Source organism: Massilia eurypsychrophila, assembly GCF_002760655.1.
GTDB lineage: Bacteria > Pseudomonadota > Gammaproteobacteria > Burkholderiales > Burkholderiaceae_D > JAFCUW01.
Map to the genome: position 1 here is coordinate 22201 of NZ_PDOC01000018.1, position 11991 is coordinate 34191.

Here is an 11991-nt window from a genome sequence, read left to right on the forward strand (position 1 = left end):
TTTGTTTGGCGGTCGTGTCCCGAATCGACCATCATCCGCACCGCCGACGGTGTCGACGCCAGCGCCGCGGCGCGCCGTGTGGCGCCCGCGGAGTGCGGGTAGGGGCGTCCCGGCCATGGTCGGCCGGGACGCCGGTGCTTACGGGCGGCGGCGGTTCGGGTAGACCAGGGTGCGGATCGCCACTTCCGCCGGCACGTTCATCGCCGACAGGAATTCAGCGGCGCGCTGCAGGCCGACCGACGGAATGGATGCGATGGCCTGGTTGACGACATCGCGGGTCCGGAAATCGGTGCGCGGATGCTTGATGTCGTGCCGGTTAAGTTGTGCGCGAGGATGGTTCATAGTTTCTCTAGTTTTTCCATGGTGGACTGCGCTGGAATGTCTCTGACGGATCATTTTGCGTTATGCAAGGATGATAAACCAAAAACATCGAATGATGTCGATTTCACCATAAGAAAATTTGCTATTTGGACACACTTCAACAATTGGGGTCAGACCCGTTTTTTCGCCGCCATTCGCCGGCTCCCACCGAACAATTACGCGCCGCGTGGATGCCCCGGCGCGGCACCCCAATCGAGCGGCGATAGTGCGACCTTCATAGCGGGAGGAGAAGCTCTCAAGGCGCACATGTCGGCTGCACTAAAATTGGGGTCAGACCCCGACTTTATAGACATTGTTTGCGATTTGGCCGAACAACAAACGGGTCTGACCCCAATTGTTTAAGCGGGCTCAGGCGACGAGGATCTCGGGCGCCATCGCGTCGAGCAGCGGCAGGCGCCGTTGCTGGCGCACCAGTTGCTCGAATTCTTCAGCGGGCAGCGGCCGGCTGAAGTAGTAGCCCTGCATCTCGTCGCAGCCGTGGCGGCGCAGGTAGTCGAGCTGCTCCTCGGTCTCGACGCCTTCGGCAATGACCGCCAGCTTCAGGTTGTGCGCCAGCGCGATGATCGACGCCACGATGGCGGCGTCGTTCGAGTCGCGCGTGATCTCGGCAACAAACGAGCGGTCGATCTTGAGCACGTCGATCGGGAAGCGCGACAGGTACGACAGGCTCGAGTAGCCCGTGCCGAAGTCGTCGATCGACAGGTTCACGCCAAGCGCCTTCATGCCGTGCAGCAGTTCGACCGCCAGAGTGACGTCGCTCATGAACAGGCTCTCGGTCAGCTCGATCTCGAGGCAGGCCGGCGCCAGTCCCGTCTCGGCCAGCACACGGCGAATGTCGGCGATCAGGTTGGCGGCGCCGAACTGGCGCGCCGACAGGTTGACGGCCACCCGCAGCTTGCCCAGTCCCTCGTCCTGCCAGGTCTGGTTCTGCTGGCACGCCGCGCGCATCACCCAGGCGCCGATCTGCACGATCAGGCCGGTTTCTTCGGCCACGCCGATGAAGCGGGAAGGCGCCACCATGCCCATCTCTGGATGCTGCCAGCGCAGCAGCGCTTCCATGCCGACAATTTCGCCCGTCGCCAGGTCCACCTGCGGCTGGTAGTGCAGCACGAATTCGTCGCGCTCGAGCGCGTTGCGCAGCGCCCCTTCGATGCGCACCCGCTCCATCGCGTCCTCGTTCATCGACGGCGTGTAGAACTGGAAGTTGTTGCGCCCGAGCTTCTTGGCGCGGTACATCGCAATGTCGGCGTGCTCGATCAGGCTGTCGGCCGGGGCGCCGTCGGTCGGGTACACCGCCACGCCGATGCTGCAGGTGACGAAGAATTCTTTGCTGCCCAGCATGACCGGCTGCGCCACCGAATCCATCAGGCGCTGCACGATGTCGACCGACAGCCTCTGGTCGACGTGTTCGGAAAGGATGACGACGAATTCGTCGCCCGACAAGCGCGCCACCGTGTCGGTGTCGCGCAGCGCCCCCCGCAGCCGCGCCGCCACCGTCATCAACAGCACGTCGCCGGCCTTGTGGCCCATGCTGTCGTTGACGAACTTGAAGCGGTCCAGGTCGATCAGCATCACCCACACCGGGTGCAGCGAGCGCATCGAATAGGCGATCGCCTGGCCGAGGCGGTCCTGCAGCAGGCTGCGGTTGGGCAAGCCGGTCAGCACATCGTGCTGGGCGACGTGGTGGATGCGCTGCTCGGACAGCTTGCGCGCGGTGATGTCGGTGCCGGTGCCGCGGTAGCCGCGAAACACGCCGAGCTCGTCGAACACCGGCTCGCCGTTGACGCAGAACCAGCGCACGCCGCCCTGGTCGTCGACCATCGGGTACTCGAGGTCGGTGAAATTTTTGTGCGCGCGCAGCTGCGCAATGTGGGCCTGGCCCCACTCCGATTCTTCCATGCTGGGCACGCCGTCCCAGCGCGTCTTGCCCAGCAGCCGCTCGGCGGCGACGCCGGCCTTTTCGCCGAAGCCGCCGGTAATGGCCGTGTAGAGGAACTGCTCGTCCTGCTCCCAGTACCAGTCGGACGACATCGACACCAGCTGGCGGAAGCGCTGCTCGCTTTCCTGCAGCGCCTTTTCGGTGCGCCGGCGGTCGAGCACGTCGTGGATCAGGCGCTGGTTCGACAACTCGAGGTCGGCGGTGCGCTCCTGCACCAGCCGCTGCACCCGCCGCGAGCGCTGCACCATGCCCTGCACCAGCGCGCTCATCAGAAACGTCATCAGCAGGCCGCCGACCAGTACCAGCAGCGAGCCGAAATGTTCGCCCAGGAACGGGCGCGGCTGCTCGCGCACGTCGATGCGCCACGGCTGGCCGGCGATGTCGAGGTTGCGCGCCAAGCTGGGGTGCTGATCGAGCGCCACCCAGCGCGCCATGCTGGCGAGCAACGAGTCGGCCGCCGGCGCCGCCACCAGCGTTGCTGGCGCCGCCGGCGAGCCGCCGCCGGCGCTGTCGAACACGGAAATGAGCGCGCCGCCGGGGCCGCCCGCATACGCGACCAGACGCAGCTTGTCGTCGTCGAGCAAGCCGTTGCTGATCAGGATGCTGTGCACCAGCTCTTCGGCGCGGATGATGACGGCGGTGTCGCCCACCAGCGCGGCGCGCCGTTCGGCCGCCGTCGCCGTCGGCCTTGCATGGCGATACACCGGCATGATCACCATGAAGCCGGCCTGCGGCTGCTTGTCGCGCAGCAGGCTGATCAGTCGCGTGGCGCCGGGGCGGCCGCTGTCGATGGCCCGCTCGAGCGTATCGACGATGGCGCGGCTGGCGGAGGCGTCCAGGCCAAAGGTGAATTCGTTGCCGGCCAGCGGCTCGACGAACTCGACGGCGACGTGGCGCGCGCGGCGCGGCGCCGGCACCGGCTTGCCGTCGACGATGTCGACGATGCCGCTGCCCGGACGCACCGTCTGCAGGCTGGACTCGAAGCCGGCGCGCTCGGCGTCGCTGACGACGCGGTGGTAATTGAAGGCGCGGATGAACGGGTAGCGCTGCAGCAGCGGCGTGGTGTAGTCGTGGAACTGGTGGCGCGTGACCGGTTCGACCGTGGCGAACAGCTGGTTGGTCACCTGCACCACTTCGACGGCAGCGTCGAGGCCGGCGCGAATGGCGCCGATGCGCACGTTGGCGCGCTGTTCGAACGCCAGGTTGATCTTGTCGTACTCGAGATGGCTGACGGCGATGAACAACGCGGCGGTCGCGGCCAGCCCGCCGCCCAGCGTGAGGGCAGTGGCGACAGCGAGCGAAAACTGCGGGCGGCGCGGCATTGTCCCGGGCATTCCTTTGGTGGCAAGAAGCCGGGTTGGCTTCTCATGGAGACGGTAGTGTGTCACATCCTCGTTCTATTGCGCAAATAAATTGTTTGGTAGCAACAGATAGTGCGGAATACGTTGTCACTTTGAAACATTGTGCCGCAGCGAGAGGTAAGCGACCAGCGCGCGCACCAGTAGCCGGTTGAAGGCGCCGATGCCAGTGCCGTGGCGGCGGCCCGTCAGCCGGCGCAGCCGCAGCGCGCGCCGCGCCGCCGCCGTGTCCGCAGTGGCGCCGGCATCAAGGTCGAGCGGCGCCTTGACGGCAAACAGGATGCAGTTGTTGCCCGCTACCCGGTCGAGCCAGCACACCTGGCCGCCGAACATCAGGCGCAGCCGCCCCAGCATTGCCTGGTACTGCGGATCGTAGCTGAAGATGTTCGCCACCAGCACGCCGCCGTGGCGCAGCGCGCGCCGGCAGTGGGCATAGAAGCGCGAGCTGCCCAGCGCCGGCGGCAGGCCCGCCTCGTCGAAGCCGTCGACCACCAGCACGTCGACGCTGCCGGCGCCGGCCTGCGCGATCCAGACGGCGGCGTCGGCATGCACCACCCGAAAGCGATCGTCGTCGGCCGGCACGCTGAACTGCGCTCGCAGCGCGATGACGTCGGCGCGCAGTTCGATGACGCTGATGCGCGCGCCTGGGAAGTGGCGGTAGCAGAACTTGGCCAGCGAGCCGCCGCCCAGGCCGACCAGCACGATGTGGCGCGGGCGCGGCACGAACAGCGCAAAGCACATCATCGCGCGCGAATAGGCCAGCATCAGCCGGCTGGGGCGCGACAGCCGCATCTCGCTTTGCACGTTGCCCGGCGTGAATTCGAGCGTGCGCACGTCGCCGTGCGTGCGCACCAGGGGCGGCGATGGCGGCGAGCAAAGCGACTGGGCGGATGACGGGGCAGGAATCGCGGGCATGGCGCCAGTATAGGCGAGCGTTGTCGCGCGGGCAGATACCTTGTTTCCCAGCACAGGTTTCTGATAAGCTGATCCATCGCTCACGGAGACCCCATGTTTTTAGATCACCCCACCATTACCGCGACCAACAGCCTGACCGAACCGGACCGCCTCGACCGGCTCAGCCGCGTGTATGGGTACGTGATGGCGCTGGCTGACGGCGGCGCCTGCGAGCGCTTCGTCGAGAAGGTCTCCCAGATTCACGACCACAAGGGCACGCTGATCGTGTTCTGGAGCGACGCCCCGAGCGACGCCGAAAAGGGGTATTTCGTTCACGCCTGGGCCAGCAAGATCGGCGACGGCAGCAGCAACGTCGAACACGAAGTCTGAGGCGAGCGCCCGGATGGATATCACTACCATGGTGTTTGCGCTGGCGCTGGGTAACCTGTCGCTGTGCGCCGCGCTGTTCTTCTTCGAGTACGAGCGCAAAAAATCGCTGACCTTGTCGACCTGGTCGGTCGCCAAGCAGTGCCAGGCAGCGGCCTGGCTGCTGCTGTACTTCCGCGGCAGCGGCGTGGTGCCCGACCCGATCTCGATCCCGCTCGGCTATTCGATCCTGTTCGTCGGCGTGGCGCTCGAAGCGGGCGCGATGTGGGAAGCGGCCGAGCGCACGCGCTGGCGCCGGCCCACCCTGTGGCTGCTGATTTTGGCCATCGGCGTGTTCATCGCCTGCTACATCATCGACGAGACGGGCCTGCGCACGGTGGCCAGTTCGCTGATCCTCGGCGCCTTCTACCTGTCCGGCGCCGCCGCGCTGGCGCTGGGCTGGCGCGACGCGACGATGCTGCGCCGTTTCGTCGCCATCGCCACCGCGCTGCTGGCGCTGCTGGTGGCCGCGCGCGGCGTGATGGTGCTGACCATGCCGGGCGGCTGGGGCTGGATCAGCAACACCATCTTGCAGCTGTGGTCCTCGGCCGCCTTCTACCTGCTGATGCTGGGGAACGGCTTCGGCTACCTGCTGCTCACGCGCGAGCAGGTGCAGTCCGAGATCGAGCGCCTGGCGGTGGTCGACGCGCTCACCGACTGCCCCAACCGGCGCGGCTTCTTCATCGCGCTGGCGCCCTGGCTGTCGCTGGCGCGCCGGCCCGGCCTGCCGACCGCGCTGGTGCTGTTCGAGCTCGACCAGTTCAAGCGCGTCAACGACAGCTATGGCCATCCGGCCGGCGACAACGTGCTGCGCGCCGTCGTCGAGGTATGCAAGCGCCACATGCGCGACAGCGACCAGCTCGGCCGCATGGTCGGCGTTGAGTTTGCCATCCTGCTGCCGCGCACCGCCTTGCCGGAAGCGGCGCTGGTGGCCGAGCGCATGCGCATCGCCATCGAGTCGAGCCCGGTCAAGGGCGAGCGCGCGATGATCGGCATGACCGCCAGCTTCGGCGTGACCACCATCCGCGCCGACGACACCACCGTCAGCCTGTTCAAGCGCGCCGACGACGCTCTGCAGGCGGCCAAGGCGGGCGGGCGCAATCGCGTCGTCGAAGCGCACGCTGTCAGCGCGGCGCCTTAACCTGGCGGCCACAGGGCGCATGTCATTCGCGTGTAATACCGCGGCGCTATTGTGGTACGATTTTTTCGGCGCTGGAGCGACATGACAATCAACGAGAAAGAAGCTATGTATGCTGCGGTAGACCTGGGATCGAACAGCTTTCGCCTGCACGTGGGCAAACACGACGGCGAAGCGATCCGGGTCGTTAAAAGCATGCGCGAGCCGATCCGGCTCGCCGCCGGTCTCGACACCGCCGGCAACCTGACCGAGGCGGCGATGCAGTCGGCGCTGGCCTGCCTGCGCAGCTTTCGCGCCGCGCTGGCGCTGTACCGGCTCGACGCGGTGCGCGTGGTCGCCACCTCGGCCATGCGGGTCGCCCGCAACGCCGACGCATTCCTTCCTGCTTGCGAGCAGGCGCTCGGCTACCCGATCGAGATCATCTCCGGCGAAGAAGAAGGCCGCCTGATCTACATGGGCGTGGCCAATGCGCTTGCCACCCCGGGCGAGCGGCGCCTGGTGCTCGACATCGGCGGCGGCTCGACCGAACTGATACTCGGGCGCGGCCTGGACATCGAGCGGGTCGAATCGTTCAGCGTCGGCACCGTCAAGCAAAGCCTGTCGTTCTTTGTCGGCGGGCGCATCGACGCCGGCTCGTTCGAAGCGGCCATTTTGTCGGCGCGCAGTCACTTCGAGGACGCCGCGCCGCCGTACCATCCGCAGCACTGGCGCACCGCCTACGGCTCGTCCGGCACGATCCGCGCGATCGGCGAAGTCGTCGAGCGCAACGGCTTTGGCGACGGCATCACGCCGGCCGCGCTCGACGCTGTCAAGCGCCGCTTCATTGAACTGGGCCACGTCAGCCGCATCGACATGCCGGGCCTGAAGGCCGACCGCGCCTCCACCGTCATCGGCGGCCTGGCGATCCTGATTGCGCTGCTGGCCGAACTGGGCATCGAGCGCCTGATGCCGGTCGAGGCGGGGCTGCGCATGGGCGTCATGTGGGACCTGTACGCGCGCTCGATGCAGCGCGACCGGCGCGAGGAATCGGTGCGCCTGCTGGGCGAGAAGTTCCACGTCGACCAGGCGCGCGCCAGCCGCGTCGCCAACGAATCGGCGGCGCTGTACGCCATGCTCAAGCCGGCCGGCGACGCCTACGCCAAGCTGCTGTACTGGAGCGCCCAGCTGCACGAGATAGGGATGGTGGTGTCGCACACCGGCTACCACAAGCATGCCGCCTACATGATCGAAAACGCCGACCTGCCCGGGTTTACGGCGCGCGAGCAGAAGGCGATGGCCAGGCTGATCCTCGGCCAGAAGGGCAACCTGCGCAAGATCGCCGATTCGCTGCCGGACGCCGACTTCGCCAAGGCGGTGCTGGCGCTGCGGCTGGCAATCCTGCTGATGCATGCCCGCATCGAGGCCGATTTCGGCGAACTCAAACTGCGCATGAAGAACCGCATCGAACTCGATATCAAGCGCGAGTGGGTAGCGCACCATCCGACCGTCTCCTACTGGATCGAAAAGGAGCAGGAGTGGTGGGACGAGGTGGGCGTCGACTTCAGCGTCAAAACGAGCGCCTGAACCGCACGGATGGTTTTAATGGTATATATTGTTTAACCTGTTAATTTTTGGAGTAATCGATGCGCAAACCCGCAGCCGTGAAAACAACAAGCACAAGCAAGGCCGCACCGGCCAAACGGGCCGCGCCAGCGGCTGCGAAACCAGCAGTGAAGCCGGCCGCCAAGGCCGCTGTCAAGAAGCCGGACGTGAAGCCGGACGTGAAGCCGGCCGCCAAGCCCGCGGTCGAGGCGGCGGCGACGCCAGTGGCGAAAGCGGCGCCCAAACCGGCAGTCAAACCGGCGCTGAAGAAAGCTGCCGCGCCGGTTGCGGCGCGCAGCGCGCCGGCCAGCGCCGTCAAGCCGAAAGCGCCGCGCAAGGCGGCCGCCAAGGCGGCGGTGCCGGAAGAGCAGGTCAGGGAGAAAGCGCGCAAGTCACGCCTGGTGCGCGACAGCTTCACCATGCCGGAACACGAATACGAGGTGCTGGGCCAGGTGAAGAAGTCGTGCCTGAAGGCCGGTTTCGATATCAAGAAGAGCGAGTTGCTGCGGATCGGCGTCGCGCTGATCAGCCAGCTCGACCTGGCGACGCTGCAGAACGTGCTGGCCAGCCTGCCGCAACTGAAAACCGGCCGCCCGCGCAAGACCTGAGCGAGCCCGCCAGCAATCTCTAAAGCTTATGCGTGAGCTTGTGTGAGAATGTTGCAATAGTGCGTAGCGCAAATGACAACGCCGCGCGGCTCTCGCCGGCGGCGCCAACAATTCAGCCAGCCACCATCAATGCATGGATGCGCTTGCCAGTTCCTTCAGATCGCGGATGCTGAGCTCTGATTTTTCATGCATGCGCAGCAAGATTGTGGCGCCGACGGCCAGCTTGCGGTGTCGGATCTTGCTAACGATGGGTGGCTGCACTTCCAGCACCCGGCATAGCTCCGCGTCATTCTTGAGGTTCATCTTCTCGATGAGCGTGTCGAGCAGCTTGTTCGGAACGAAGCTCGAGGGTTCGAGCGCCCGCGCGCGATTCATGGCCTCGATCATCTCGAGTTTCTTTAGCCGTACGTTCATCTGGTCCTCCACGGAGGTTGGGTGCTGATCGATTGTGTCGCCATCTCGGCCCAATCTGTTACTTTTAGTGACAATGTATGCAAATTGGGTTAGTTGAAATAATACTACGTTGACACCGTAATTGCGCCATCAACTGTAAATATTCCCACAATAAAGCTGTCTAGACGCCTTTTTGCGACAGTTTCAGTCCTGAGCGCGTCAACACATAGATTTTGTCGGCTTGGGCGGCGGCGGCGTGAGAATGTGTGACCATGATGGCAGAAGCACCACTGGCCTTGATTTCGGCGCGCAGCAGTTCGAGCACGCCGGCGGCGGTTTCGGGGTCGAGGTTGCCGGTCGGTTCATCGGCCAGTACCAGCGCAGGGCGGTGCACCAGGGCGCGCGCGATGGCGACGCGCTGCATTTCGCCGCCCGACAGCTGGCGCGGGAAGTCGTCGCCGCGCCCGGCCAGGCCGACCGCCGCCAGCATCTCGCCGGCGCGCGCCAGGCCCGCGCGATTGAGCAGCAGCGGCAGCGCCACGTTCTGCAGCAAGGTCAGGTGCGGCAGCACGTGGAACGCCTGGAAGATGAAGCCCATGCGGGTGCGCCGCAGGCCGGTGGCGGCGTCGTCGTCGAGCGCCGACATCGGCTGGCCGTCGACGATCACCTCGCCGCTGTCGGGCGCGTCGAGCCCGGCGACGAGGTTCAGCAAGGTCGATTTGCCGACCCCGGATTCGCCCATGATGGCGACGAATTCGCCGGCCGCGAACTGGTGCGACAGCGCATGCAGCACCGTGCGGCCGTTGTACGATTTGGTCAGGTTGCGCAGTTCGAGCATGGTGTCCTATCGGGTTAGTGCGCGCCGCATGGCGAAGCTGATGGCGTCGACCATCGCCACCAGCAGCAGCATGCACAGCACGACGGTGGCGGCGTTCTGCATCTGGAACAGCGACAGGTGGTATTTCAGCATCTGGCCCAACCCGCCGGCGCCGACCACGCCCAGCACCGCCGCCGCGCGGATATTGTTCTCCCAGCGGTACAGCGTGTACGACATCATCTGCGGCAGCGTTTGCGGCAAGGTCGCGTAGAAGAACGCCGCCATCGGCGCCGCGCCGTTGGTGCGCAAGGTCTGTTCCGGCAGCGGTTCGGCGTTTTCCAGCGCGTCGGCGAACAGCCGTCCGAGCACGCCGCTGGTGTGCGCGGCCAGCGCCAGCGTGCCGGCGAACGGGCCCAGGCCGGCGGCCACCAGCAGCAGCGACGCCCATACCAGTTCGGGAATCGAGCGCAGCACGTTGAGCACGGCGCGCGTCAGCGCCCGCGGCGCGCGGCCGAAGCGGCCGGCCGCCGGCAGCGCCAGCGCCAGGCCGCCGAACACCGCCAGCAAGGTGCCCAGCGCCGACATCGACAGCGTCTCGGCGGTCGCGTTGAGGCACTTGAGCAGGAATTTCGTGCCCAGTTCGGGCGGCGCGAAACCTTGCAGGAATTCGCTGGTGGTGGCGAGCGCCTCGGCGCTGAAAAACGCCGCCAGCTGCAGCGGCATCGAGGCGAAGCTGGCAACCACCAGCGCCACCAGGGCCAGCGCCAGCAGCCAGCCGGACTTCGAGCGCGGCGGCGCGACGGGCATCATCCGAGCCTCCGGCGCAGCAGTTTCGACACCACGTCGGCCAGCGCCACCAGCACGACGAACATGATCAGCATGGTCGACACCTCGCCGCCGGCCATCATGCGGGTCGACTCGTCCATGCGCTGGCCAAGCCCGCCGGCGCCGACAAAGCCCATCACCGCCGAGCCGCGGATCGCGCACTCCCAGCGGTACACCGTGTACGACACCAGCTCCGAGGCCGATTCCGGCAGCGCGCCGTATAGCAGGGCGGGAAGGCGCCCGCTGCCGTTGGCCAGCAGGCTGTCGGTGGCGTGCGCGTCGGACGATTCGAGGATCTCGGCGTACACCTTGCCGAGCATGCCGCAGTAGGTGAGGGCGATGGCCAGCACGCCGGCGGTGGGGCCGAGGCCGACCACGCGCACAAACAGCAGCGCCCATACCAGCTCGGGCACGCTGCGCAGCAGTACCAGGATCCAGCGCACGCTTTGCCTCAGCAGGCGCGCGGCAGGGCGCATGCGCCCGCTGCCCAGGCGCGAGATCGACAGTCGTTCGGTGACGATCAAGGTAGCGGGAATGGCGCCCAGCAGCGCGAGCGTGAGGCCGGCGGTGGCAATGGCCACCGTCTGCCACGTCTCGCGCAGCACCATCAGCAAAAAATCGGGCGAATGGGCCGGCGTGAGGAAGTCCGACAGGAAGCGGCCGGCCGCGCTCAGGCTCTGCATGTCGAACAGGATCCACGGCTTGAATTCGCTGAACACCAGCGCCGGCCACAGGATCGCCAGGCCGACGATGGTGGCGGTGACGCGCGTGCGCCAGGCCGGGTCGGCGGGAATGCGGGGCGTGCTCTTCATGGGTTAGAAGCAGGCGCCGACGGCGAGCCGTTCCGGCGTTTCGTGCAGCACCGGCACGACCGGCGGTACCGATTCGTTCTGGTACAGCGCCTCGATCATGGCGTCGGTGACCTGCTCGCGCGGCAGGTCGAACACGATGCGCCCGGCGCGCAGGCCGACGATGCGGGCAAAGTTTGCCCGCGCGATGTCGACCTGGTGAAGACTGCAAATGAGGGTGGCGTTGCGGGTGGCAGCTTCCTGCTGCAAGGTCGACAAGGTCAGCTGCGACAGCGCCGGATCGAGCGCCGACAGCGGCTCGTCGACCAGGAACGCCTGCGCCGACGACAGCAGCAGGCGCGCCAGGCCGCAGCGCTGGCGCTCGCCGCCGGACAGCCGGTCGACCCGCGCATACAGCTTGTCGCCCAGGCCAAAGCGCAGCAGCGCGCCGTAGGCCGCCTCGGGATTGGCCGGTTTTACCAGCGACACCAGCGCCTGCCACAGCGTCCATTGCGGCAGGCGCGCCGCCAGCACCGCCGTCACCACGCGCTGGCGCGGCGGCAGCGGCGGCGTTTGCGGCGCCAGGCACTGGCGCGCGCGCAGCAGGTGGCGCTGCGCGTCCGGCAGCGCCCACGGATCCTGGCCGAAGGCGTGGAACACGCCGCCGGACGGGCGCTGCGTCAGCGCCAGCGTGGCCAGCAAGGTGGTCTTGCCGGCGCCCGACGGGCCGATGATGGCAAGCTGCTCGCCTTGTGCGACAACCAGGTCGATCTCGTGCAGTGCGGGCGCGCCGCCACCGGAAGCATGGTGGCGCACCGTCAGTTTGTCGAGCTGATACGTCAT

Annotated in this window: 12 protein-coding genes; 4 read left to right on the top strand and 8 right to left on the bottom strand. The window is 66.7% G+C overall.

The features are described from left to right. Positions 1-138 precede the first annotated feature (138 nt). The 3 genes from CR105_RS21475 to CR105_RS21485 all read right to left on the bottom strand — a co-directional run bounded on the left by CR105_RS21475 (position 139) and on the right by CR105_RS21485 (position 4593). Positions 139-342, bottom strand: coding sequence for a hypothetical protein (locus CR105_RS21475; RefSeq protein WP_099792024.1), 204 nt, complete (start codon positions 340-342; stop codon positions 139-141). A gap of 387 nt (positions 343-729) precedes the next feature. Beyond that, on the bottom strand, positions 730-3642 hold the full coding sequence (locus tag CR105_RS21480) for a bifunctional diguanylate cyclase/phosphodiesterase (RefSeq protein WP_099792026.1): 2913 nt from the start codon (positions 3640-3642) through the stop codon (positions 730-732). Positions 3643-3768: 126 nt separating this feature from the next. Next, on the bottom strand, positions 3769-4593 hold the full coding sequence (locus CR105_RS21485) for a spermine/spermidine synthase domain-containing protein (RefSeq protein ID WP_099792028.1): 825 nt from the start codon (positions 4591-4593) through the stop codon (positions 3769-3771). Between the two features lie 93 nt (positions 4594-4686). On the opposite strand from CR105_RS21485, the gene CR105_RS21490 reads away from it, so the two are divergent. The 4 genes from CR105_RS21490 to CR105_RS21510 all read left to right on the top strand — a co-directional run bounded on the left by CR105_RS21490 (position 4687) and on the right by CR105_RS21510 (position 8325). Further along, the gene (locus CR105_RS21490) at positions 4687-4962 is read left to right on the top strand and encodes a hypothetical protein (RefSeq protein ID WP_099792030.1); all 276 of its coding nucleotides are present in this window, start codon (positions 4687-4689) and stop codon (positions 4960-4962) included. A 13-nt stretch (positions 4963-4975) separates the two neighbouring features. After that, positions 4976-6139: a GGDEF domain-containing protein gene (locus CR105_RS21495; protein WP_099792032.1), complete on the top strand. Its 1164-nt coding sequence runs from the start codon at positions 4976-4978 to the stop codon at positions 6137-6139. Between the two features lie 105 nt (positions 6140-6244). Further along, complete coding sequence (locus CR105_RS21500) at positions 6245-7699, top strand: Ppx/GppA phosphatase family protein (RefSeq protein ID WP_099792138.1); 1455 nt, start codon at positions 6245-6247, stop codon at positions 7697-7699. A 59-nt stretch (positions 7700-7758) separates the two neighbouring features. Next, complete coding sequence (locus CR105_RS21510) at positions 7759-8325, top strand: hypothetical protein (protein WP_180288264.1); 567 nt, start codon at positions 7759-7761, stop codon at positions 8323-8325. 126 nt (positions 8326-8451) lie between these two features. On the opposite strand, the gene CR105_RS21515 is transcribed toward CR105_RS21510, so the two are convergent. The 5 genes from CR105_RS21515 to CR105_RS21535 form a co-directional block, all read right to left on the bottom strand. Then, positions 8452-8739, bottom strand: a complete 288-nt coding sequence (locus tag CR105_RS21515) for a hypothetical protein (protein WP_099792036.1) — start codon at positions 8737-8739, stop codon at positions 8452-8454. Positions 8740-8899: 160 nt separating this feature from the next. Beyond that, positions 8900-9556, bottom strand: a complete 657-nt coding sequence (locus CR105_RS21520; protein WP_099792038.1) for an ABC transporter ATP-binding protein — start codon at positions 9554-9556, stop codon at positions 8900-8902. Between the two features lie 6 nt (positions 9557-9562). Next, entirely contained in the window at positions 9563-10345 is a 783-nt protein-coding gene (gene phnE, locus CR105_RS21525; RefSeq protein ID WP_099792041.1) for a phosphonate ABC transporter, permease protein PhnE, read from the bottom strand. Continuing rightward, a complete protein-coding gene (locus tag CR105_RS21530; protein ID WP_099792043.1) occupies positions 10342-11172 on the bottom strand; it encodes a PhnE/PtxC family ABC transporter permease in 831 nt (276 codons plus the stop codon). The genes phnE and CR105_RS21530 overlap by 4 nt, the downstream gene beginning before the upstream one ends. 3 nt (positions 11173-11175) lie before the next feature. After that, complete coding sequence (locus tag CR105_RS21535; RefSeq protein ID WP_099792045.1) at positions 11176-11991, bottom strand: phosphonate ABC transporter ATP-binding protein; 816 nt, start codon at positions 11989-11991, stop codon at positions 11176-11178.

What these genes read in the sequence shown, in the direction of transcription:
- CR105_RS21475 (WP_099792024.1), bottom strand. Translation starts at nt 342, where the DNA reads ATGAACCATCCTCGCGCACAACTTAACCGGCACGACATCAAGCATCCG.
- CR105_RS21480 (WP_099792026.1), bottom strand. Translation starts at nt 3,642, where the DNA reads ATGCCGCGCCGCCCGCAGTTTTCGCTCGCTGTCGCCACTGCCCTCACG.
- CR105_RS21485 (WP_099792028.1), bottom strand. Translation starts at nt 4,593, where the DNA reads ATGCCCGCGATTCCTGCCCCGTCATCCGCCCAGTCGCTTTGCTCGCCG.
- CR105_RS21490 (WP_099792030.1), top strand. Translation starts at nt 4,687, where the DNA reads ATGTTTTTAGATCACCCCACCATTACCGCGACCAACAGCCTGACCGAA.
- CR105_RS21495 (WP_099792032.1), top strand. Translation starts at nt 4,976, where the DNA reads ATGGATATCACTACCATGGTGTTTGCGCTGGCGCTGGGTAACCTGTCG.
- CR105_RS21500 (WP_099792138.1), top strand. Translation starts at nt 6,245, where the DNA reads ATGTATGCTGCGGTAGACCTGGGATCGAACAGCTTTCGCCTGCACGTG.
- CR105_RS21510 (WP_180288264.1), top strand. Translation starts at nt 7,759, where the DNA reads ATGCGCAAACCCGCAGCCGTGAAAACAACAAGCACAAGCAAGGCCGCA.
- CR105_RS21515 (WP_099792036.1), bottom strand. Translation starts at nt 8,739, where the DNA reads ATGAACGTACGGCTAAAGAAACTCGAGATGATCGAGGCCATGAATCGC.
- CR105_RS21520 (WP_099792038.1), bottom strand. Translation starts at nt 9,556, where the DNA reads ATGCTCGAACTGCGCAACCTGACCAAATCGTACAACGGCCGCACGGTG.
- phnE (WP_099792041.1), bottom strand. Translation starts at nt 10,345, where the DNA reads ATGATGCCCGTCGCGCCGCCGCGCTCGAAGTCCGGCTGGCTGCTGGCG.
- CR105_RS21530 (WP_099792043.1), bottom strand. Translation starts at nt 11,172, where the DNA reads ATGAAGAGCACGCCCCGCATTCCCGCCGACCCGGCCTGGCGCACGCGC.
- CR105_RS21535 (WP_099792045.1), bottom strand. Translation starts at nt 11,991, where the DNA reads ATGACGTATCAGCTCGACAAACTGACGGTGCGCCACCATGCTTCCGGT.